Source organism: Actinoplanes subglobosus, assembly GCF_042650585.1.
GTDB lineage: Bacteria > Actinomycetota > Actinomycetes > Mycobacteriales > Micromonosporaceae > Actinoplanes > Actinoplanes subglobosus.
Map to the genome: position 1 here is coordinate 57,578 of NZ_JBHSBL010000045.1, position 21,701 is coordinate 79,278.

Genomic DNA, 21,701 nt, shown 5'->3' on the forward strand with positions numbered 1-21,701 from the left:
GCAGCGGTTCTTTGGGCTGCTTCGAAGGCGATACTCAGTGCAAGACCTGGTCTTCATCCCAGCTGACATGGGTGGCGACTGTGGTATTGAAGGGTATTCCCGCGACGGCATCGCGTATCAATGTTACGCGGATCGCGATTCCTTAACGCTTAGGCATAGAACTGACAAGCAGATTGCCAAACTGAATAGGGATACTCTTAAGATCCAAAAGTATCAGCAGCGTTTGACTGAGGTGCTAGGTCAAACCAAAATCAAGGCTTACATTTTGGGCGTCCCGGAATACCATGCCGCTGAGCTAATCACTCATGCAAATAAGCGTGCCGATGTGGTAAAAGGCTGGGGCATCCCTTTCATTGATCCGAACTTCATAATTGGGATCAAAACACCGGTCGATTATCCAGCGGAGCTTAGTGCGGCTTTGGCGGATCGGGCGGCTGAAGCACTATTACCAGCCGCCTCTGTGGACGATGAGGAGGTGGAAAGTTTCCACAGTAATGAGCCGCAGCTTGTCCATGTTCTCGGAGAGAAGCTTGCGGTGATGCGGAGCGAGATCCGGAATCCTGACGGGTTGCGCAGAATGTTTGTCCGTGATTTTCTGCGTAAAGAGCAGCTTATGGTTTCCTTGAAATCTTGGCCGCATACCTGGGAAGCGGTGGAGCGGCGACGTGTGGCGCGCCAGGAAGAGATTGAATTCGATAACGAGCTGAGTTCGGATTCCGCTAAGACTAGAATCAGAGATTTGATTAATCAGTATCGCGGAGAGTTGCTGGCTGCTGCAGGCGGCCTTCGATATGACGATGCCAACCTCATTGCCAGAGGGCAGGTCGGAGGTTGGCTTATGGAGTGCCCTCTTGAGCTTAGGCATGTCGATGGATTCTGAACTCGATGACCTGGAAGCCCTCCTTGATATGGGCTTCGCGTTCAGGCCTCGGCCTGTCCCTGCGGCGCCAGCGACCCGTCCTCAACTGAGGGTTCCACTGCTTTTGTTGATCTTGTTGAAATGCAGAGCATCCAGGTTGCACTGGAAAGGGCTGCAGGTTCTAAATTGGGCAATCCAAAGCGACGCGCGTATGGAAGTGCTATCCATCGTAATCGGTGGCGGTCATGTTCCGCATATGCCGATTGTAAGAATTGAGCCGATGCTTGATCGGGCTATTGATCTTGCTGTTGGGTTGGGCTACGTCACCTTCGACAGCGGTCGGACAGTTGGTTTAACGGCCCTTGGTAAGGAGCGAGCGCAGGAAATCTCCCGCACGCCTGTGCTCGCGCCCGAAAAGAAGAGGCTAATGAAACTTTCCGGTAAGATCACGCAATCGCGGATTGATCTTCTTCTTGAGTGGCGCAGCGAATGAGTCTACGGCTTGATTTTCTTCGATTGAGAGCAATGACCCCGCGGGGGGTATTTGGAGCCGACATTCCTCTAGGTGAAGGATTAGTTGTAATCCGAGCCGAGAACTCCAGGGGAAAATCGACGGCTGTCCGCAGTATCTTGCTAGCGCTCGGGCTTGAGCGGATGATTACGGCTAAGGCCAGCAGTCTGGTGACTGCGGCGATGCGAGACACCCTAATCTATGATCCGATTACCAAAGCCGAGACTCCTGTTCAGCAGTCCTGGGTTTCCTTAGAAATTTCTAACGGAAACGGTGATGTGGCGACACTGACCAGGTGGGTGAAGCACCCAACCATTACTGATGGAGTAATCAGGGTTCAACATGGTCCAGCGCTAACCACCTCAGCGATACTTCCATATGACGACTTCTTTGTGGGTAGGGCAGGCTCTGTAACGAGCCCACGAGGATTCCACAACTGGCTTGCTCAGTTCATAGGCTGGAGACTTCCCGAACTTTCGGCCCGAGATGGCCGGACTGCGCCGCTATACATGGAGCAGGTTTTCCCTCTCCTGTTTGTCGAACAGAAACGTGGTTGGGCAGGAATTCAATCGCAGATGCCTTACTTCTCGGCGGTGCCGGATGTGCGTAAGCGGGCAATCGAATTCCTTCTTGCGCTAGAAGTCGGCGGCCTTGATTTGAGGAGACAGGAACTCCAAGCGAACCTGCGTGGGTTGGAAAGCCAATGGACTACGGAGCGTCAACGATTTGTTGATCGGGCATCAGGAAGTGGCATCACGCTTGAAGGTATTCCGAAGCAGATCAAGGCTGGATGGACGCCGGACGGCCGAGCAGAATTGCTTTCTGCGGATGGGGCAGGATGGATTCCAGTGTTGGAAAAATTGCGGCGAATGCGGCTGGAACTTAAGTCGGCTAGCGCGCGAAATGTTCGAGCAGTCGGGCAGATCTCTCAACTCATTGAGCAGCAACTCCAAGCGGCCCTTGACAAATCCACTCGAATCCAGGAGGACGGGGCCATTATCCGTGACGAGATTCTTCGCGACCAAGATGAGTTGACCGCTATCGAGGGCCGTCTAGCAGCGCTGGAAGATGATTTGCGTCAGTACCAGGATGTAGCGACACTCGAGCGCCTTGGCTCTCACACAACGGCGGACTTACAAAGCGATTGCCCAGTGTGTCACCAGACACTTCCAGGGTCGCTTCTTGGAGATCAGTCGACTCATCTGATGTCGATTCAGGACTCCATAAACTACATTAAGCAGCAAACGGAACTATTTGCTGCAATGGAGCGCGACAGCCGACGCTCACTTGAAGCCAAGCGTGAGCAACTTGCTGGACTTCGGACTGAGGCCTCCGAGACTCGCGCATTAATCCGTCGTCTGCGTTCCGACCTCGTGTCGCCGAATGATGTTCCATCGGAGGAGGAGGTTGCAGCTCGTGTGCTGCTGCGTCAACGGGTTGAGGCGGCTGAACGAGTTCTCGAGGATTTTGAGGTACTGCAAGCCGCGCTCGTACGCCTGGCTAGTGCCGCTGATGCTTTGAGAATTGAGCTAGCATCTCTGCCCAAAGATCGATTGACTGAGGTAGACCGAACGAAGCTAGAGGCGCTTCGCCTGTCCTTCGTCAAACAGCTCCAAGAATATGACTTCGGATCTTTTTCAGATGAACGTCTGCGATTGTCGGATGATGACTACTTACCTAGGCGTGACGACTTCGATCTGCAAGCGGACATCTCGGCCTCGGACTCCATTCGAGTGATCTGGGCTTATCTGATAGGTTTGTTGGAAATTGGCCGGAGATTCGAGACGAATCATCCGGGACTCCTGGTATTCGATGAACCGCGGCAACAGAGTGCCAAGGATGTTTCATTCGCTGCGCTCCTGCGACGCGCCTCACAGCATGCACGAGGAGGGCAGGTTCTGCTGGCTACGTCGGAGAGGAGCGAAACGCTCTCGCAAATGTTGGCCGGGGTCCCCGTAAGGATGCATAATGTCGCTGGATACCTGCTGCAGCCTGTGGAGGAGTAATCTTGTGCTGCCAGATGTCGAGATGGGCGGTGCGGCTTTTGTTGATCTGCTGGTTAAGGCATGCCCTCTCCGTGTTCGGCGTACGAGGAAAGTCCTCGTTCCTTAGCTTCGATAGCTGTGCGTAGGCGTCTGGTAAGACGCTGCGGAGTATATTCACCAAGCGCATTGGGATGAATTATCCTCCACTCGGAGATTTCTCCATCTAGAAACTTGATATTTGCTAGTTGTTCCATGGTGATTTTGCCAGCGTCGAAGACGAACAGTATTTTGTCGCCCTCCTTTTCCGTCGGAGCCCAGTCGACGACTAGCAGTCCAGCGATGGTGGGAGTGATCCCTAGCTCTTCTTGAATCTCACGGATGCATGCCGCCCGTGGCGACTCATGGGGTTCAACGTATCCGCCGGGTATGTCCCAACCGGCTTTGTAAGTAGGTTTGACCAGTAGGACATGCCCAGCGTCGTTGAAGAGGAGTGCTCCGGCTGCCACGCGTGGTTTAGCCATTGCCGGGATCTCGGATGTCGTCACATCGAGCAGCGTAGGGGGAGTGGATCAGTCCAGCACGTGGAGCCGGCGCGCCAAGGTAACCAACTTGGACGAGGGCTTGCCGCGCTGCTGCCTGACCCAGGTAAGTACGAGCTGGCGACCGAGGTAGTGATGCCGGACTTGCTCGGGTGCCATCTGCTCGGCGTCGAGTAGTACGGACAGCGCTTCGTCCTGGCGGTTCCATGCTCCGTACGCCCGTGACACCTCCAGGGCGTGACGGACACGGCGCTCCATCGGCAAGCCGGCGGTGTCGAGGCTCGGCCCGAGGTCGATCGCGACTTGGACGTTTCCGAGTTCGCCGGCGGTGGCGACCCGGTGGATTGCGACGTTGGTCGGTCCGAATGCCGTCCACAGGTAGTTGGCGTCCTTGCCGACCCGTACCGCGGCCTCATCAGCGGCTGTGAGGAAGGTCCGGGCCGTACCGGCGTCGTTTGCCCTGGCGGCGGCGACCGAGCCGCCGAGCAGCAGCGTCCCGTATACGGACAGCAGCTCCGGCCCGGCGTCAGTGAGGTGCTGGTCCAGGTAGTCGGCGGCGTCGGTGGTGAGTCGGACGGCGTCCTGGTATCGGCCGGTCGACAGGAGAGCGTGGCTGACAGACCGGAACAGCGACCCGGTGATGGCCGGGTCTCCGACGGGCCGCACGACGGACAGCCCGCGATCAGCCGCGATCCAGGCGAGATCGGTCTCGCCGAGCTTCGTGAGCTGGGTGGCTGCCAGTTGGTAGGTCAGGCCCAGAAGTCCACGGGCCTCTTCCTGAGCGCGGCCGTCGAGTGAATCGGCGGCGGCCTGCGCCCGGCCGAGGAGTCCAGGCAGCTGCCCCGTGACGTACCCGAATCGGGATGCCTGGTAGGCGGTCCACAGCTTGGCCGTCTCCTGCCGGAGCTCGTCTAGGTCCGGCGCCGTCGCCTCAGCGCCGGGAGTGCCGAGCGAGGTGATGGCCCGATACTTCATGAGCGCCGCCCGCAGAGCTGGCACCGTCTCCATGCCGCTCTCCGTGCTCCACTCGACGAGCGACGGCTCCGCGAGCAGGTCGCCGAGCGAGACGTCCAGGACGTCGGCGAGGGACTTGATGACCGAAAGCCGGTCCAGCTCGATCCGGTTGTTCTCGATCTTGCCGAGCCAGTCCGCGGTCCGGCCGATGAGTCCGGCGAGGACTTCCTGCGACAGGCCGCGACGGCGGCGGTACCAGGCGACTCGCTCGCCGATCGTCAGATTCATGTTCATGCCACGCATGCGTTGACCTTCCCCGATGCGAGATCGGCTACCCCGGAATGATTTTCCGGGTTCTCGGGAGGTTTTGGCCACAGCCTGTCTCCATGACCGTTTCCGCCGCTTCCGTCTCGCCCTCCGCCTGCCGTTCGTGTGCTGGCGTTGGCGGGAAGTACACGACCCACCGGACCGCTCTGCGGATGGTGGCGCAGTCGTGCCAGGAGGCGCGTGTTCCTGCTCGCCGGTCCTGCATGGACTGCGGTGGGCGCGGCACGACAGCGGCGACAGCCTCGTAGGCCGGCACCGGGGCGGGTGCCGGCGACCACGCATGCCCGCCCGCCTCGGTGCCCTTTCAACCCGCTGGGAGGACCTGTGACTCCGCGCCCGGGTGACGTCCTGATCGTCGACAAGCACGCCTCGGTGCAGTTCGCCGCCGGGCGGGGCCTGGTCTTCCGGGTGATTTCAGTAAGCCGGCAACCGACCTACGTCGGGTGGACGTGGCTCACCGGCTACGTCCTGGACGAAGCCGGAAACGCCAAAGAGCGCCGGGAGATCTTCGTACGAACGGACGGACTTCGCTGCGTCCGGCCCGGCGGACCAAGAACGGGGAACAGCCGATGACCGTCTTCCTGACCGCTGCTATCCAGGAGCAACTCGACTACGCCCAGGAGCAGCTCGACCGGCACACCGCACCGAGCGCTGACAGCCGATGCGCCGTCTGCGGCGAAGAGGACCCGTGCAGCCTCCGCCGGGTCGCGTTGCGGGTGTTCGGCCGCTACGGCTGCCTGCCTCGCCGCTGGCCCGGCGCCTCACGTCCGGAACAAGTCGGCACCCCGAAGGTCTGGTCCGGCTGGCTGAAGAACGCAACGGGTGTCGAGAGCCCGACCGACTGAGCCGTCTTGTTCAGTCGTCCTTACAGGGCTTATGGTCCTGTAATAACATGCTGTGATCTATTGAGCCTGGTGGGTGGATCCCAATGGCGTACGAGATTCCGACGCCGAAGTACCTGCGTGTGCTGAACACGCTGCGCGGCCGTATCGAGGACGGGACCTACACTCCCGGCGCCGGCCTGCCGTCCGAGAGCCAGCTGTGCTCCGAGTTCGACGTGTCCCGCCCGACAGTGCTGAAGGCGCTGGGCATCCTCAAGCAAGACGGCTGGATCGAATCCCAGCAAGGCAAGGGCAGCTTCGTACGCGGGCGCCCGCCATCCGAGCGCAGCTCACCGCAGTACGCCCGCGACGCGATCGACCTGGACGAGACGGCCGAGACAGAGATCCTGCATGTCGGCCCGGTACTAGCCGTTCCCTGGGTCTCGACCGCACTCGGCATCCCAGAAGGAACACCGGTCTACGAGCGGCGCCGGCGCACCGTCTCACCGTCTGGCCCGATCGACCTGGTCTCGACGTTCGTGCCAGTGGACATCGCCGTCGGCACCGACGTGATCCGCCCCGAGCCGATCACCGGCAGCCTCCTTGCGCACATCAGGGCCAAGAAGAGTCTGCGTGCCGACTACGCGACCGAGCGCCTGACTGCACGTCGGGTCGAAGACGCAGAGGCAGCTGCCTTGGAGGTGCCAGTCGACGAGGCTGTCCTCACCGTGGTCATCACTGCACATCAGTCGTCGGGCGTTCCGATCCTGACGTCGCGAATCGTGATGCCAGGAAGCCGCCACGAGATCGAGGACTCTTACCCCCTATCCTGACCCAGGGGCGTGCCTTCCGAATATGCCGATGGGGGCACATGTTGAGAGAATCCGATTCATCAACGACCGCTGACAGCTACTCTTTGCAAAACGGCTGCCGCGTGATCCAACGCGTTCGCCCTAGATGTGAACTGAGCGCAGTCGGCCGTGACCGACCGAAAGTTCTTGCCGGGAGTCCTGCGCTTCAAGAAGAAGCCTAGTCCACGCTTGCTATTCTCCACTCCAGCCCGCCATTCAACACCTACAGTGCTGATCCCCTCCCATGTGTCGCTGGTAGTCATTCGCCAAGATACTTTAGGGCGAGCAGCTTCCAAGGCGTGGCGCATGTCGCTGGCAGATTGGAATCGTTTTGTAGGGTCTATGTGCAGTGCCTTTATCGCTACACGGCGAAGGCTCTTATGGATGTGCGGCGCAAATTCATCCCTCGGCGGCAAGGCTCCGGTTTGGATTAGTCGTGCAAGCTCGTCATTATCGACTGTCGCGATGGCAAACAGAAAGCCGTCTCCATTAAGCATTCGATATAGAGTTACGCCCATCGCGTAGATGTCGCCGCCAACGCTCTCGATATATTGCGGATCGGGGAAGCATTCCGGCGGTAAATGCGGCGCATAGCCTATTGGTGCGAATGCTGCCTGGCCTTTCTCGCACGCAAGGCCAAAATCCGAAACCTTCACTGAGCCCTTCGCGGTCAACATAAGGTTGGCTGGTTTCAAATCGCGGTGAAGAAGGCCTTTCGAATGGAGAAATTCTAGGCCGCGGCAAGCGTCTTCGGCAGCGGAAATTGCATGCTTTATCGCCAGTGGCGTTCCGTGGTTCTTGTCCTCGATACTGCCAGACGACAGGTATTCCATTCTGATTACAGGAACCGAGCCCTCCAGTTCGGCAGAGTAGATGTCGACGACGTGCTCATGTTTGGACTGCAACATGCTTCGGGCCTCAGCGAAGGGGTCAACAAGCCCGGAGGAGCCGGGCCCGTTTAGATACTTCGCTGCGCATAGACGCCTCAAGGCAAGGTCCTCCTCCAGCCATACCTCTCCGAAGTAGCCCGATCCAAGAACTCGCAAACGCTTATACATAGTCTATGTGTCCAAGAGAGTTAGCGCCGCAGTTACGGGGTCGCGGCGAGATTTTGCTGTTTGCGTCACTAGGGGGAACTGAGTCAATGCTTGCTCAAGATCGGCAGATCTTCTTGCGGAGAATGCGCCCCGAAGGGTAACTGCAAGAACCCTCCGACAGTCGAGCCCCTTCGATGCAATGGCCTCCTGCACCACTCCCTCAACTTCTGCGCGCGGCAGAGAATTGCCTTGTCCTCCCGCTTCGGCGGCGCGGATTGCTGTCGCGTTTAGCTCATGCTTTCCGAGAATTTCTATGATCTCCTTGCGGACCCAAGTCAATTCGTCACCTCGGCTCCCCTCGGGAGCGGTTGCGTGACCTGATTCAAGGACGGTGGCCGAAGCCCGATCCGTGCCTTCAAGGATCGCCCAATCTAAAGAGTTCTTAGTGCATTTAACGCCTAAAATGCGCAACACAGTTATACTCCAGGCAGTTATCAAGTATCGAATCGGTTGGGCTACTGCAATGAAGTGGCCAAGTAAGGCTACATGGCGGCTAGCTGATCATCGGCGGAAATAGGAAATCTCCTATCTTATCCGCGATTGGTATTGTCGAGATGCGGGCGCACGCAATGCTGGTCTCTGAGGCGGCGGCGGTATTACTGGAAACTGGCTTAGGCGTGAGAGCCAAGAGTTGATAAGGCCAGGTTCATTGCGCTGATCTGTCACGGATCGGTGGTTCTGCACCCGGCGTGTCTATGGAGCGCCTGTGTTGGCCGCTGAGCGTGACGCCGTGTGTTGCCATAACTCCCGTGTTCTCCGGCTTTGCGCAACGGCTGTGTGGGCTCCGCTCAAAGCCGAACTGACCGTAGCTGATCGTTGCGCTATCTGAAGATTGGACATCTGCCGTTGCTTATGCTTACATGCTGACTTAACTTGTAAGCATAAGCGGACGTCAGGTTGATGTCCGTTCGATCAGGAGGTTAGGTCCGGATGGTTCCGCTGACGTTGAAGGTGCCTGTCCCGTTCGACTATGTCTTTCCGGCGGGTGTGCTCTGCCTCGGTGTGGAGGCTGCGGTCGACTTCGAGCGCCGCAGCGATCCCGACAACCAGGTCCGCGACAAGGAGACCGGCGAACGGGTCTGGGTGGTCCGAGTGCTCGACCTCGACCCGGCTGCGGGCAAGTTTGGCCGTACCACCGAGGTCAAGGTCAAGATCTGTGCGCCGCATCAGCCGGTCCCGCCGGCGTCGGCCGTGCCGGGTTACCCGCCGGCCATCGAGTTCGACGGGCTCACGCTCACGCCGTACGTCGACTCTCAGCGCTGCAAGGGCGCTGGCCCCTGCAAGTCCCGGATGGCGTACTCGCTGCGCGCGACTGCCATTCGTCCCGCCGTCGTCGGCGCTGCCGCTTGACGGCTTCTCGCTGGATGCGCGGGCGGGCCGTTTCCCCGCCAAGAGTCCCGGCCCGTCCCGCGCGGCGACCCCTCAACCCCTCGACATGCGAAGGAGGGCCTGGTGCCCACCGTAGTTAGGCTGCCCGGCGGCGGCCGTCATGACCGACCTGACCACCGTCTCCGCCGAGCTGTCCGCCCTGCTGGGCAGCATGCCGGACCTGTCGACCCCGGCTGCTGACCGGGCCGACTGGTTCGACCGCAAGGCCGACCTGTTGGACAGGGTCGCCGTCACCGTGCCGGAAGCGGCCGAGCTGGCGACTGTGGCCCGCGATCGGGCGACTCGGATCCGGACCGGAGGTGCGGCATGAACGCCCGCCGCCCCGATCCTCGCCGTGGCCGCGTCCAGGTCAGGCTCACTCTGCTGCTTCACCAGGTCACCGGCCGTTCCGGGCTGGGCGTGGTCAAGGCGTACCTGTGTCCCTGGTGCGTCTCGTGGGTAGCCCCTCGCCGTTTCGACCGGCGGCACATGGCGTGCCGGTCGTGCGTTCGGTCGCTGGGCCGTCCGGCCCGGACCGGTCGGGGGTGGCGCGAATGCCGCTGATCAACGTGATCCCGGGGGAGAAGATCCCCACCGCTCCGCTGAACACCCGTTTGCCGGTGTGGCGGATCCCGGGCTGGCTGCTCCTCGTCGTGTGGCTGGCCCGGGGCACGTTCCGCACAGTCGTGCTGGCGGCCCGATACTGGTGGATCACCGGCCCTGTCGCCGTGTCCTGGTGGCTCGCCGAAACGCACGGCTGGCCGGTGCTCCTGGGCGTCTTCGTCGGCCTCGTCGCCGTTGGTGTCACCTGGTGGCGACTGCACCCGGTGTCCTGGCTGCGATTCGGCTGGTACCCGGCAGTCGCCCAGATCCGGCGCCTGTGGATTTACCGCCGTGGCTGGACTCCGGCCATGACCGCGTGCGGCCTGGTCGGCGTGCACGGCGGCGACCGCTGGGTGCCTCGCCTGCTCGGCGTCCGCTCGAACCGCTGGGGCGACCGGGTGACGGTCCGCCTGCTGCCCGGCCAGCACCCTGACGACTGGGCGAAGGCTGCGCCGCGTCTGGCGTACACCTTCCAGCTTCGTGAGGCGCGGGCCTACACCACCAACCGACCCGACCGCGTGGTGTTGTACTTCGCCCGTCGCGATCCGCTGACCGGCACGGTGCGACACCTTCCGGTCCCGGCTGCGCCGGACCTTTCCAACCTCAACCTGGGCGTACGCGAAGACGGCACCGCCTACCACATGAGGCTGACCGGTTCGCATGTCCTGATCGCCGGTGCCACCAACTCCGGCAAGGGCTCGGTGATCTGGTCGATGCTGCGCTCACTGGCCGGTGGGATCGCGTCCGGCCTGGTCGAGGTGTGGGCGTTCGACCCGAAGGGCGGCATGGAACTGGCCGCCGGCGCCCCGCTGTTCACCCGGTTCGCCTACGAGGACCCGGACAGCATGGCCGGCGTCCTGGAGGAGGCCGTCAAGCGCATGCGCCAGCGGGCGAACCGCCTCCGGGGCGTAACCCGCCAACACACCCCGACCGTCGACGAGCCGCTGATCGTGGTGGTCGTCGACGAGCTGGCGGCACTGACCGCCTACTTGACCGACCGGAAGGTCCGCGACCGCATCCGCGAGTCGCTGGGCCTGCTGCTTTCCCAAGGCCGCGCGGTCGGCATCCACGTGATCGCCGCCTTGCAAGACCCGCGCAAGGACGTCCTGCCGTTCCGCGACCTGTTCCCGACCCGGATCGCGCTGCGGATGACCGAACCGGAGCAGGCCGACATGGTCCTCGGCGACGGCGCGCGGGACAGGGGAGCGGTGTGCGACCTGATCCCGGAGACGTCGGCCGGCGTCGGCTACGTCGTCCTCGACGGCGTCCGTGAACCGGTCCGGGTCCGCTTCTCCTACCTCGATGACGACGACGTCACCGAGCTGGCCGCCACCTACGCCCGCGGCGGTGACCGATGAAGCGCATTGAGGGCGCACTCCTCGTCGCCATCCTGCTCACGGTCGGCGGCTTCGCGGGCGCCGCGTCGTTCACCCACGTCAAGGACTGGACGATGGCCAACTCCCCGGCGGGTACGGGGGAGTGGTTCGGCTGGGCAAACGCGGTGATCTCCGAACTGATCCCGATGGCGGCGCTGCTGGTGATCCGGCAGCGCCGCCGGACCGGCGGCTCGGTCGGCTACCCGATGTTCCTGCTCGTCTGTGCCGCGGGCCTGTCCCTGTCCGCTCAGCTCGCCGTCGCCAAGCCGGGTCCGTCCGGCTGGCTGCTCTCCGCCGTCCCGGCCTTGGCCTTCCTCGGCCTGTCCAAGCTCGTCCTGGCCGGTGCGCCGACCACCACGGCGGCACCATCAGCTCCGGCGGTCCCGGCGACAACGGTCACCGCGGCTGGGCCGGCGGCTACTCCGGTCGCACAAGCGCGGCCAGCGTCCGCTGCTCAGGTCGCGCCAGTGAGCCCGATGACGACGGCGGCGCCGACGATCCCAGCAATGCCGATCGCCCCGGCTGCGCTGGCCGAGCATTCCGCCCTGGCTCGGGACACGCCGGTCCAACAGACACCGCTCCTGGGACCGCCCGAGCAGAAGGCCGGCGAGGTGCCGACCCGACCTCGTCCTGTCCTGGTGCCCGTCCCGGCGACCGCGTTCCCGACTCGACCCCGTGAGGCCGCACTGTGACCGACCCAGCTCCAAAGCCCACGCTGACCCTCGTCGAGCCTCGTCCCGGTTCCCGCGCGGCCCGGATGCGCCAACCTCTCGCTCGTGAGGCCCTGACCCTGCTCGCCGAGCGGAACGGCGTCTGCGTCCGCCCGCTCCCGCTCCGCCGCACCGACACCGTGACCGGCCTGACCGAGGTCGTCGAGATTCCGTGCGGCGCCCGGCTGGCCGCCAAGTGCAAGCCCTGCGCCGAACGCAACCGCCGTCTCCGCATCCAGCAGATCCGCGAGGGCTGGCACCTGGAAGACGAGCCGGCAATCCGCCCCGACCGCCCCGGAGAGGACGCCCTCGACCTGGTGAAGACCCGCGCTCACCTGGAGTTCGACCGGGCCGCGGTGCACTACCAGCCGATGACTCCGGACGAGCGTGTCGAGCAACTGGCCGAACTGGACGCCCGCATCGCTGAGGTCGATGAGGTCCTGGCCGAGACGGACCTACGTGGCCACCTGACTCCGAAGGAGCGCGATGACCGTCCCCGCCGCGCCCGCTCGACCAAGCGCCGGCACGACTCACCGGACCTGCCTCGCTTGCCCGTCGACCCACGCACGGTCGGCCGCGCCTTCCAAGGCAAGGCGGGCCAGACCTACCGCCCGTCGATGCTGGTCACGCTGACCCTCGACTCGCACGGACAGGTCCACTCCCACATGCGGCGCGGCGCCTACGTGATCCCGTGCGCCTGCGGCGAGCGCCACCACCCGCACGACCCGAAGCTCGGCACGCCTGTGGACCCCACCGCCTACGACTACCGACGGGCCGCGCTCGACGCGATCCACTTCGCTCGGGTGCTCGACCGCTGGTGGCAGAACCTGCGCCGGGCCGCGGGCTGGAACGTCCAGTACGCCGGCGCCATTGAGCTCCAGCGCCGCCTTGCCCCGCACGCGCACTTCGCCGTGCGGGGCACCCTGCCCCGACGCCTGGTCAACCAGGTGGCCGCCGCGACGTACCACCAGGTGTGGTGGCCCCCGTTCGACGAGTTCGTCTACACCGTTGACCGGCCGCCGATCTGGAGTGCCGACCTGGGCGGCTACGTCGACCCGGCGACCGGCGAGACCCTGCCGACGTGGGGCGAAGCGCTGGACGCCTTGGAGGACCCGGACGCGCGCCCCGCGTACGTCGCAAGGCTTGGTCGTGTCGACGCCCGTGGCATCGCCCAGGGCTCGAAGGACGCCGAGCGCTCGATCCGCTACGTCACGAAGTACGTCACCAAGGACCTGACCGAGCACGCGCCGGCGAACTCGGCCACCCAGAAGGCGCACGCCGATCGCCTGCACGCCGAGCTGTCCGTCCTGCCCTGCTCGCCCACGTGCGCGAACTGGCTGCTCTACGGCGTCCAGCCGGACCGAGTCAAGGCGGGCCTGGTCCCCGGCCGCTGCACCGGCAAGGTCCACCAGCGGGCAACCCTCGGCTTCACCGGCCGCCGCGTCCTGGTCTCTCGGCAGTGGTCGGGCAAGACCCTGGCCGACCACCGCGCCGACAACCGGGCGTGGATCCGCGCGGCCCTGGGCGGCGACGCCGAGCAGGAGGCGACCCCGGACGAGAAGGACCGGTACCGCTTCGAGCTGGCTCGCCCCGAGGACCCGGACGTCCTACCCCTGGAACACCGGATTTTGCGGGCCGTCTCGGAGCGAATCCGCTGGCGAGCCCAGGTCAGATCTCTTTCGGCAACTGTCCCAACCCAGCAAGCCGCCTGATCCCGACATGAGGAGGACCCGAATGGATGACGAGCTGTTGACCGCCGATGAGGTCGCCGCTCGCCTTCGTGCCACACCGAGATTCGTGCGCCGTCTCGTCTCCGAGCGCCGCATCGAGTTCGTCAAGGTCGGCCGCCTGGTCCGCTTCGACCCGGCCGCGATCGTCCACTACATCGATTCGCACCGCGTCGCCCCGACCGACCGGGCCGCGATCCGCGCTTACGTACGGGGGGCCCACTGATGGCCAACCAGAAGCGCCACCGCCGTTTCGGCAACATTCGCAAGCTGCCCTCGGGCCGCTACCAGGCGCGCTACCTCGGCCCGGACGGGATCACCCGCAACGCTGACCACACCTTCGAGACGGAGAAGCTGGCGGCCCAGTGGCTGACCCTGATCGAGTCGGAGATCATCCGCGGCGAGTGGCAGGCACCGGAAGCCGGCGAGGTGCACCTCTCCGGGTACGGCAAAGAGTGGATCGCCCACCGCAAGCTGCAGCCGCGCACCCGCGAGAACTACGAGGACCTGTTCCGCCTGCACATCGAGCCGATCCTCGGCCACCTCTCGCTCGGCGCCATCAAGCCGCAGACGATCCGCTCGTGGCGAGGCAAGCTGCTGGCAAGTGGCACCACCGAGTCGCAGGCCGTGAAGTCCTACTCGCTGCTCCGGGCGATCCTCAACACCGCGGTCCGTGAAGACGAGATCTTGAAGCAGAACCCGTGCCGCATCCCCGGCTACGACCGGTACCACACCCCGGAGCGCCCGGTCGCCACCGTCGCCCAGGTCCTCGCGCTCGCCGAGCAAATGCCGCCGCGATACGTGGCGTTGATCACGGTCGCTGCGTTCTCCGGTCTCCGGTGGGGCGAGTTGGCCGCGCTGCGGCGGTGCGACGTCGACTTGGCGGCCGGGACCGTACGCGTACCCAGGAAATTGGCGGCTTTGAAGTCAGGTCTGGAGTTCGGTCCGCCGAAGTCAGCGGCAGGAATCCGGGTCGTCGCTCTTCCGGCAGTTGCCCGCAAGGCTCTGATCAGCCACTTGGGGAAGTTCACCGGCGCACACCCGGAAGCGTTGATCTTCACTGGAGACAAGGACATGCCGCTGCGGACGGGGAACTTCCGACGGGCGGTGAAGTGGGCCAAGTCGCTGGCGGACGCGGGGATGCCAGCGGGATTCCACTTCCATGACCTCCGGCACACCGGCAACAACATCGCGGCGGCCAGCGGCGCCAGCACGCGCGAGCTGATGCACCGGATGGGCCACGCCAGCATGCGGGCCGCGTTGATCTATCGGCACGCGACGAGCGAGCCAGACCGCGAGATCGCCGAGATTATGGACAAGCGGATCACGAAGATCGCGGAGAACGGGAAGCCGGCGAAGGCCGCGGGCGACAGGCTGGCGAAGCGCAGCAAGCCGACAGACGACGGGACCGGCGACGGCAAGGCGGGCAAGCATCGCCGGGACCGGCCCGCCGATATCTAGTGGTGGACAAGATCATCCGGGCGGGTGAATGACGAAGGCCCAGACCAGCGAAACCACCGCTGACCTGGGCCTTCATGTCAGAGCGGGCGACGAGAATCGAACTCGCGTAATCAGTTTGGAAGACTGAGGCTCTACCATTGAGCTACGCCCGCGAGACCCCCGGTAAACCGTGGGGCTCGTGCACAGCTTACTGAATCATCTCCCGTCCGCGCGAACCGGATTCCCCAGCAGGTGACTCCAGCGCACACGCGGGCGAGCCGACCGCATACACTGGCCGACGCCACGGGGTGTGGCGCAGCTTGGTAGCGCACTCGCTTTGGGAGCGAGGGGCCGTGGGTTCAAATCCCGCCACCCCGACTGATACCAACATCCGCAGCAACAAGGAGTACGCCTGTGAAGAGCACCGTCGAGACTCTGAGCCCGACTCGGGTGAAGCTCGCCATCGAGGTGCCGTTCGAGGAGCTCAAGCCGAGCCTGCAGAAGGCGTACCGGGAGATCGGCGCGCAGGTCCAGGTGCCGGGCTTCCGCAAGGGCAAGGTTCCGGCGGCGGTGATCGACCAGCGTGTCGGCCGTGGCGCCGTGCTGAACGAGGCCGTTCAGGAGGCGATCCCGCAGCAGATCCTCGCCGCGGTCCAGGAGCACGACGTCAAGACCCTGGGGCGTCCCGAGGTCGAGATCACCGAGTTCGCCGACAACGCGCCGCTGAAGTTCACGGCCGAGGTCGACGTCCGCCCGGAGATCGTCGTTCCGGACCTGGCCGCGATCACCGTCGAGGTTCCGGCCGTCGAGATCGGCGACAGCGAGATCGACGAGCAGATCAACGGCCTGCGTGAGCGCTTCGCGACCCTGAAGACCGTCGAGCGTGCCGCTGCGGAGGGTGACTACGTTCAGCTCGACCTGAACGCCACCGTCGACGGTGAGGACGTTCCGGGCGGCTCGGCCACCAACATCTCCCACGAGGTCGGCAGCAAGCAGCTGCTCCCGGGCCTCGACGAGGTGCTCGTCGGCCTGTCCGCCGACGAGGAGGCCACCTTCACCACGCAGCTCGTCGGTGGCGACTTCGCCGGCCGCGACGCCGAGGTCAAGGTCGTCGTGAAGAGCGTCAAGGACAAGCAGCTCCCCGAGATCGACGACGACTTCGCCCAGCTGGCGAGCGAGTTCGACACTCTCGCCGAGCTCCGCGAGGACCTGCAGACCCGGATCACCAAGGTGAAGAAGGTCGAGCAGATCTACGCGGCCCGTGACGAGGCGCTCAAGCAGCTCGTCGAGGCGGCGCAGATCCCCGCTCCGGAGGGTGTCGTCAAGGACGAGGTCGAGGGCCGCAAGCAGGCCATGACCGACCAGCTCGAGCGGATCGGCGCGACCCTGGCCGACTACCTCGCCTCCGAGGAGAAGACCGAGGAGCAGATCGACCAGGAGCTGACCGAGGCCGCTCAGGAGGGCGTCCGGATCCAGCTGCTGCTCGACACGATCGCCGACGCCGAGGACGTTCAGGTCACCGACGACGAGTTCGGCCACGAGATCGTGCACCGGGCGCAGCGCGCCCAGATGCAGCCCCAGCAGTACTACGACCAGCTGGTGCGTTCGGGCGCCGCGGCCGCCGTCTTCGGCGACGTCCGCCGGGGCAAGGCGCTCGCGTCGGTCATGGAGCAGGTCACGATGAAGGACTCCGAGGGCAACACGCTCTCGCTGGAGGACCTTCGCGACGGTGACGACCACGCGGGTCACAACCACTGATCTGATTCGCTTCACCCGGCCACCGCGCACCGCTCACGGTGCGCGGTGGCCGGTGTCTTTTCCGGGGGTACGGCCACCCGATGCGCTGTCAGCGAACACCTGCCCGAGCGGGAAGCTGATGCGCATCCGACCAGTTAGGTTGGTCGTACGACGGACAACCTGCCGGCCGGATCTTCGGCCGACACAGCAAGCTGTGAAGGGCTGCCATGACCGATCTCCACATCCCCACCGGGCCCGTGTCGCGGCGCGGCGGCGGTGACACCCTGAGTGGCAACCTCGACGACTCGGTCTTCAACCGCCTGCTGCGCGAGCGGATCATCTTCCTCGGCAGCGAGGTGACCGACGCGAGCGCCAACCGGATCTGCGCGCAGCTGCTGCTGCTCTCCGCCGAGGACCCGGAGGCCGACATCCACCTCTGGATCAACTCGCCGGGTGGCTCTGTCTACTCGGGTATGGCCATCTACGACACGATGCAGTTCATCGACAACGACGTGCAGACGGTCGCGATGGGCATGGCCGCCTCGATGGGGCAGTTCCTGCTCTGCGCCGGGACCCCGGGAAAGCGTTTCGCCCTGCCGCACGCCCGCATCATGATGCACCAGCCGTCCGGTGGCATGGGTGGCACCGCCGCTGACATCGCCATCCAGGCGGAGCAGATGCTCTACACCAAGCGGATGTTCCAGGAGCGGATCGCGTTTCACACGGGTCAGACTCAGGAGCAGATCGCGGCCGACTTCGACCGGGACCGCTGGTTCACGGCCGAGGAGGCCAAGGACTATGGCTTCATCGACAAGGTGATCACCGGGGCCACGCAGGTCCCGGACGGTGCCGGAACGCTGAACTGAGGAGCTGAACCATGACCGACCTTTCCATGCCTCCCGGGTTCGCTCCGGTGCACAACCGCTACGTGCTGCCCTCGTTCTCCGAGCGCACCTCGTGGGGCATCAAGGAGTCCAACCCCTACAACAAGATGTTCGAGGACCGGATCATCTTCCTCGGCGTCCAGGTGGACGACGCGTCGGCCAACGACGTGATGGCCCAGCTGCTGACGCTGGAGAGCACCGACCCGGACCGTGACATCCTGATGTACATCAACTCGCCCGGTGGCTCGTTCACCGCGATGACCGCGATCTACGACACCATGCAGTATGTGCGGCCCGACATCAGCACGGTCTGCCTCGGTCAGGCGGCCAGCGCGGCCGCGGTGCTGCTCGCCGGTGGCACCCCGGGCAAGCGGATGGCGCTTCCGCACTCGCGGATCATCATCCACCAGCCGGCCACCGAGGGTGGTTACGGCCAGGGGTCGGACATCGAGATCCAGGCGCGCGAGATCATGCGGATGCGGACCCAGCTGGAGGAGCTGATTTCGCACCACTCCTCGAAGCCGGTGGAGCAGGTCCGCAAGGACATCGACCGCGACAAGATCATGACGGCGGACGAGGCCAAGGAGTACGGGCTGGTCGACGTCGTTCTGGCGACCCGCAAGAAGAGCCTCCAGACCGCCGGCGTCTGACGCGGAGCACGCGATGTCAGGGGCCGGCCGGCAAGCGCTAGACTGGCCGACCCCTGACACGCCCGTTTTGGGGGGTCGGAGAACAGCCCCTTTGCGGGTAACGTCGAGTCGGCAGCCTCAGGTAGGCGGGTCGGCGGACGATAGATGGCAACGAGGCAATCAGTCCTCGTACAAGGTCCGGTCGACGGCCGGCCAATGAACGCAGGGAGAACGTAGGTGGCACGGATCGGCGACGGTGGCGACCTACTGAAGTGCTCCTTCTGTGGGAAGTCGCAGAAGCAGGTCAAGAAGCTCATCGCGGGCCCCGGGGTCTACATCTGCGACGAGTGCATCGACCTCTGCAACGAGATCATCGAAGAGGAGCTGGCCGAGACCGGCGAGGTGAAGTGGGAAGAGCTTCCCAAGCCGATGGAGATCTGCCAGTTCCTGGACAACTACGTCGTTGGCCAGGAGCAGGCGAAGAGAGCACTCTCCGTCGCGGTCTACAACCACTACAAGCGGATCCAGGCCGAGTCGAACGGCGCTCCCGGCGGGGGCTCCGACGTCGAGGTGGCCAAGTCCAACATCATGCTGATCGGCCCGACCGGCTGCGGTAAGACGCACCTGGCTCAGACGCTGGCCCGCATGCTGAACGTGCCGTTCGCCATCGCGGATGCCACTGCGCTCACCGAGGCCGGATACGTCGGCGAGGATGTCGAGAACATCCTGCTCAAGCTGATCCAGGCCGCCGACTACGACGTCAAGCGCGCTGAGCAGGGCATCATCTACATCGACGAGGTCGACAAGATCGCCCGCAAGAGCGAAAACCCGTCGATCACCCGCGATGTCTCCGGCGAGGGCGTCCAGCAGGCCCTTCTCAAGATCCTTGAGGGTACGGTCGCGAACGTCCCGCCCCAGGGCGGACGCAAGCACCCGCACCAGGAGTTCATCCAGATCGACACGACGAACGTGCTGTTCATCGTGGGCGGCGCCTTCGCGGGCCTGGACCGGATCATCGAGCAGCGGGTCGGACAGAGCGGCGTGGGCTTCGGCGCCCGGCTCCGATCGATCTCCGAGCGGAACACCGACGACATCTTCGGCAAGGTCATGCCGGAGGACATGCTCAAATTCGGTCTGATCCCCGAGTTCATCGGCCGGCTCCCGGTGATCACGACGGTCCGTAACCTCGACCGTGACGCGCTCATCAAGATCCTCACCGAGCCGCGCAACGCCTACGTGAAGCAGTATCAGCGTCTCTTCGAGCTCGACGGCGTGGAGCTGGAGTTCGACGAGGGCGCACTGGAGGCCATCGCCGACCAGGCGATGTTGCGGGGCACCGGTGCCCGTGGCCTTCGGGCGATCATGGAGGAGGTGCTGCAGAACGTGATGTTCGAGGTGCCGAGCAACCCTGACGCCGCCCGAGTCGTGATCACCCGCGAGGTCGTCGTGGAAAACGTGATCCCGACGATCGTCCCGCGCGAGTTCGTGGGCCGCCGCCGTCGTCCGGAGCGCGAGGAGAAATCCGCCTGACCGGCTTCCTGCTTCGTCATGCTGCCGCTGCCCTCACTGGGCGGCGGCAGTGCTGTTTCCGGCGGACGTGAGGCGAACAGGCGTGGGTGGAAGGCCGACTGGCACCCGACCGTCGGGGCCGTGACAGCACCGGGGGCCGGTCACGGAGTCTTGGACCGGCACGGATCGGGGCGTGTGGCCGTACGCTCGATCCATGCGCGTCGCCGTCTGCCAGCTGAACTCACGGGAAGACCGTGCCCACAATCTGACCGTGGCTCGTGAGCTGCTCGAACGTGCCGCCGCGGGCGGCGCGGAGTTCGCGGTCCTCCCGGAGTATGTCGATTTTCTCGGCCGCTCGGCCGACGCCCCGAAACCGGAGCCGGTCGACGGCGAGTTCGCCGGGTTCTTCGCGGCCGCGGCCCGTGAGCTCGGGCTCTGGGTGCATGCCGGCTCGTTCCACGAGACCGGGCCGGACGCCGACCGGACCTACAACACCTCGCTGGTCTTCGCTCCCGACGGCGAGAGAGCGGCGATCTACCGCAAGATCCATCTGTACGACGTGGAGATCGCGGGCCGGGTCTCCTATCAGGAGTCGCGCACCGTGGCGCCCGGCGACGTCACGGTCGTCGCCGAGGTCGGTGGCGTGCCCACCGGGCTGAGTATCTGCTACGACCTGCGGTTCCCCGAGCTGTACCGCGAGCTGGCGATCGCCGGCGCCCGGATTCTCGTGGTGCCGGCCGCGTTCATGCTGCACACGGGCCGTGACCACTGGGAGGTGTTGCTGCGTGCCCGCGCGATCGAGAACCAGTGTTACGTGCTCGCGGCGGGGCAGGTCGGTGATCACGAGCCGGGCCGGACCTGTTTCGGTCGCAGCATGATCGTCGACCCGTGGGGCACAGTCATCGCCCAGGCCGTCGACTCGGTCGGCGTCACCTTCGCTGACCTGGACCTGGACCGGCTCGAGACGATCCGTACCGAGGTGCCGAGCCTCGCCAACCGTCGGCTCTAGAACCGGATGACGGAGCCCAAGATCCAAGGTGTATCCGGCGTCACAAACTCTCGACGATGTAGCTGATCGCTGTCAGGACGAGCACCGCGCCGCCGACGAGAAGGAGCGCCCCGCCCATCCGGGTGGGGCCGCGCATCAACAGCTTCCGCGCCGACACCACGACCGTGACCAGCACAAGTAGCCCGATCGCCCACTGCCAGAGCGGGACGAGCAAGCCCAGGACCGCGTCGGTCGCCAGCGCCGGGGGAGTGGCCATGCCACCACTCTGTCATGGGTTGCCTCCATCGTGTGTGGTCTCAGCGCCCGCGGCGGGCATGGACGTCGATTTGCGGTCAGCGGCATGGGTCGCGTAACTTTCTCTCTGCCAACGGGAAACCGGTACGGAGCGCCACGAAAGTGACATTCCAGAAGGTGCCACGGGGGTCGTCGAGAGCGAGTTATGCTCGATCTCGACACCGGGTGGAGCGACAAAAGATCCAAGAATTTGGATTTGCGGTTGCGAAGCCGACCGGGTAGAGTGGCTAAGCCAGCAGGGAGCCGGGCGGCGAGATCACGAAAGTGGTCGTAGGCCGGTTCTGCTAAGGCCACTTCCCGCATCGCGGGGAACCACTTGGGCGTTGCCAGCAGAGGTCAAATCTGTGCGGCGAAAACGACCAAGTATTATGGAGCGGTTGCCTCAGGGGCGAGCCTGAATAGGGCTCGGATCTTGATGTGCGGTTGTTCTTTGAGAACTCAACAGGGTGCTTGATAAGCCAGTGCCAATTA

General features: G+C 64.3%; 22 protein-coding genes and 2 tRNA genes. 19 read left to right on the forward strand and 5 right to left on the reverse strand.

Annotated elements, in window-relative coordinates; genetic code table 11:
• Nucleotides 1–37 precede the first annotated feature (37 nt).
• The 3 genes from ACFO0C_RS48630 (at nt 38) to ACFO0C_RS48640 (ending at nt 3,376) form a co-directional block, all read left to right on the forward strand.
• A complete protein-coding gene (locus ACFO0C_RS48630) occupies nt 38–880 on the forward strand; it encodes a hypothetical protein (protein ID WP_378073768.1) in 843 nt (280 codons plus the stop codon).
• Nucleotides 870–1,352: a hypothetical protein gene (locus tag ACFO0C_RS48635; protein WP_378073769.1), complete on the forward strand. Its 483-nt coding sequence runs from the start codon at nt 870–872 to the stop codon at nt 1,350–1,352. The genes ACFO0C_RS48630 and ACFO0C_RS48635 overlap by 11 nt, the downstream gene beginning before the upstream one ends.
• 161 nt (nt 1,353–1,513) lie before the next feature.
• Entirely contained in the window at nt 1,514–3,376 is a 1,863-nt protein-coding gene (locus ACFO0C_RS48640; protein WP_378073770.1) for a hypothetical protein, read from the forward strand.
• A gap of 53 nt (nt 3,377–3,429) precedes the next feature.
• On the opposite strand, the gene ACFO0C_RS48645 is transcribed toward ACFO0C_RS48640, so the two are convergent.
• The gene (locus ACFO0C_RS48645) at nt 3,430–3,900 is read right to left on the reverse strand and encodes an NUDIX domain-containing protein (protein ID WP_378073771.1); all 471 of its coding nucleotides are present in this window, start codon (nt 3,898–3,900) and stop codon (nt 3,430–3,432) included.
• A 24-nt stretch (nt 3,901–3,924) separates the two neighbouring features.
• Nucleotides 3,925–5,151, reverse strand: a complete 1,227-nt coding sequence (locus tag ACFO0C_RS48650; RefSeq protein ID WP_378073772.1) for a helix-turn-helix domain-containing protein — start codon at nt 5,149–5,151, stop codon at nt 3,925–3,927.
• A gap of 348 nt (nt 5,152–5,499) precedes the next feature.
• On the opposite strand from ACFO0C_RS48650, the gene ACFO0C_RS48655 reads away from it, so the two are divergent.
• The 3 genes from ACFO0C_RS48655 to ACFO0C_RS48665 all read left to right on the forward strand — a co-directional run bounded on the left by ACFO0C_RS48655 (nt 5,500) and on the right by ACFO0C_RS48665 (nt 6,829).
• Complete coding sequence (locus ACFO0C_RS48655; protein WP_378073773.1) at nt 5,500–5,748, forward strand: hypothetical protein; 249 nt, start codon at nt 5,500–5,502, stop codon at nt 5,746–5,748.
• A complete protein-coding gene (locus ACFO0C_RS48660; RefSeq protein WP_378073774.1) occupies nt 5,745–6,020 on the forward strand; it encodes a hypothetical protein in 276 nt (91 codons plus the stop codon). The genes ACFO0C_RS48655 and ACFO0C_RS48660 overlap by 4 nt, the downstream gene beginning before the upstream one ends.
• A gap of 83 nt (nt 6,021–6,103) precedes the next feature.
• Entirely contained in the window at nt 6,104–6,829 is a 726-nt protein-coding gene (locus tag ACFO0C_RS48665) for a GntR family transcriptional regulator (protein WP_378073775.1), read from the forward strand.
• 59 nt (nt 6,830–6,888) lie between these two features.
• Here ACFO0C_RS48665 and ACFO0C_RS48670 read toward each other — a convergent pair whose 3' ends face one another.
• Nucleotides 6,889–7,905: a serine/threonine-protein kinase gene (locus ACFO0C_RS48670; protein WP_378073776.1), complete on the reverse strand. Its 1,017-nt coding sequence runs from the start codon at nt 7,903–7,905 to the stop codon at nt 6,889–6,891.
• A gap of 969 nt (nt 7,906–8,874) precedes the next feature.
• On the opposite strand from ACFO0C_RS48670, the gene ACFO0C_RS48675 reads away from it, so the two are divergent.
• From ACFO0C_RS48675 to ACFO0C_RS48705, 7 genes are all read left to right on the forward strand, one after another.
• Nucleotides 8,875–9,294 (forward strand): hypothetical protein, encoded by a 420-nt coding sequence (locus tag ACFO0C_RS48675; protein WP_378073777.1) that lies wholly within the window; start codon nt 8,875–8,877, stop codon nt 9,292–9,294.
• 139 nt (nt 9,295–9,433) lie between these two features.
• Nucleotides 9,434–9,643 carry a hypothetical protein gene (locus ACFO0C_RS48680; protein WP_378073778.1) on the forward strand — a complete coding sequence of 70 codons (210 nt, stop codon included), beginning with the start codon at nt 9,434–9,436 and terminating at the stop codon, nt 9,641–9,643.
• A gap of 223 nt (nt 9,644–9,866) precedes the next feature.
• Entirely contained in the window at nt 9,867–11,273 is a 1,407-nt protein-coding gene (locus tag ACFO0C_RS48685) for an FtsK/SpoIIIE domain-containing protein (RefSeq protein ID WP_378073779.1), read from the forward strand.
• Nucleotides 11,270–11,983, forward strand: a complete 714-nt coding sequence (locus ACFO0C_RS48690) for a DUF2637 domain-containing protein (protein ID WP_378073781.1) — start codon at nt 11,270–11,272, stop codon at nt 11,981–11,983. The genes ACFO0C_RS48685 and ACFO0C_RS48690 overlap by 4 nt, the downstream gene beginning before the upstream one ends.
• A 65-nt stretch (nt 11,984–12,048) precedes the next feature.
• Nucleotides 12,049–13,713 (forward strand): replication initiator, encoded by a 1,665-nt coding sequence (locus ACFO0C_RS48695; RefSeq protein WP_378073782.1) that lies wholly within the window; start codon nt 12,049–12,051, stop codon nt 13,711–13,713.
• A 22-nt stretch (nt 13,714–13,735) separates the two neighbouring features.
• Nucleotides 13,736–13,954, forward strand: coding sequence for a helix-turn-helix domain-containing protein (locus ACFO0C_RS48700; protein ID WP_378073783.1), 219 nt, complete (start codon nt 13,736–13,738; stop codon nt 13,952–13,954).
• Nucleotides 13,954–15,189: a tyrosine-type recombinase/integrase gene (locus ACFO0C_RS48705; protein WP_378073784.1), complete on the forward strand. Its 1,236-nt coding sequence runs from the start codon at nt 13,954–13,956 to the stop codon at nt 15,187–15,189. Before ACFO0C_RS48700 ends, ACFO0C_RS48705 begins: the two co-directional genes overlap by 1 nt.
• An 81-nt stretch (nt 15,190–15,270) precedes the next feature.
• Here the strand turns inward: ACFO0C_RS48705 and ACFO0C_RS48710 are convergent.
• A tRNA-Gly gene (locus ACFO0C_RS48710) sits at nt 15,271–15,341 on the reverse strand.
• Between the two features lie 131 nt (nt 15,342–15,472).
• Here ACFO0C_RS48710 and ACFO0C_RS48715 point away from each other — a divergent pair.
• The 6 genes from ACFO0C_RS48715 (at nt 15,473) to ACFO0C_RS48740 (ending at nt 20,936) form a co-directional block, all read left to right on the forward strand.
• Nucleotides 15,473–15,546, forward strand: a tRNA-Pro gene (locus ACFO0C_RS48715).
• A gap of 36 nt (nt 15,547–15,582) precedes the next feature.
• Nucleotides 15,583–16,926: a trigger factor gene (gene tig, locus ACFO0C_RS48720; RefSeq protein ID WP_378073786.1), complete on the forward strand. Its 1,344-nt coding sequence runs from the start codon at nt 15,583–15,585 to the stop codon at nt 16,924–16,926.
• A 206-nt stretch (nt 16,927–17,132) separates the two neighbouring features.
• Nucleotides 17,133–17,771 (forward strand): ClpP family protease, encoded by a 639-nt coding sequence (locus ACFO0C_RS48725; protein ID WP_093620423.1) that lies wholly within the window; start codon nt 17,133–17,135, stop codon nt 17,769–17,771.
• An 11-nt stretch (nt 17,772–17,782) separates the two neighbouring features.
• Nucleotides 17,783–18,439: an ATP-dependent Clp protease proteolytic subunit gene (locus ACFO0C_RS48730; protein WP_093620424.1), complete on the forward strand. Its 657-nt coding sequence runs from the start codon at nt 17,783–17,785 to the stop codon at nt 18,437–18,439.
• Nucleotides 18,440–18,655: 216 nt separating this feature from the next.
• A complete protein-coding gene (gene clpX, locus ACFO0C_RS48735) occupies nt 18,656–19,948 on the forward strand; it encodes an ATP-dependent Clp protease ATP-binding subunit ClpX (RefSeq protein ID WP_093620425.1) in 1,293 nt (430 codons plus the stop codon).
• A gap of 193 nt (nt 19,949–20,141) precedes the next feature.
• Nucleotides 20,142–20,936 carry a carbon-nitrogen hydrolase family protein gene (locus ACFO0C_RS48740; protein ID WP_378073788.1) on the forward strand — a complete coding sequence of 265 codons (795 nt, stop codon included), beginning with the start codon at nt 20,142–20,144 and terminating at the stop codon, nt 20,934–20,936.
• A gap of 40 nt (nt 20,937–20,976) precedes the next feature.
• Here ACFO0C_RS48740 and ACFO0C_RS48745 read toward each other — a convergent pair whose 3' ends face one another.
• Nucleotides 20,977–21,192 carry a hypothetical protein gene (locus tag ACFO0C_RS48745; RefSeq protein ID WP_378073790.1) on the reverse strand — a complete coding sequence of 72 codons (216 nt, stop codon included), beginning with the start codon at nt 21,190–21,192 and terminating at the stop codon, nt 20,977–20,979.
• Nucleotides 21,193–21,701: the final 509 nt, after the last annotated feature.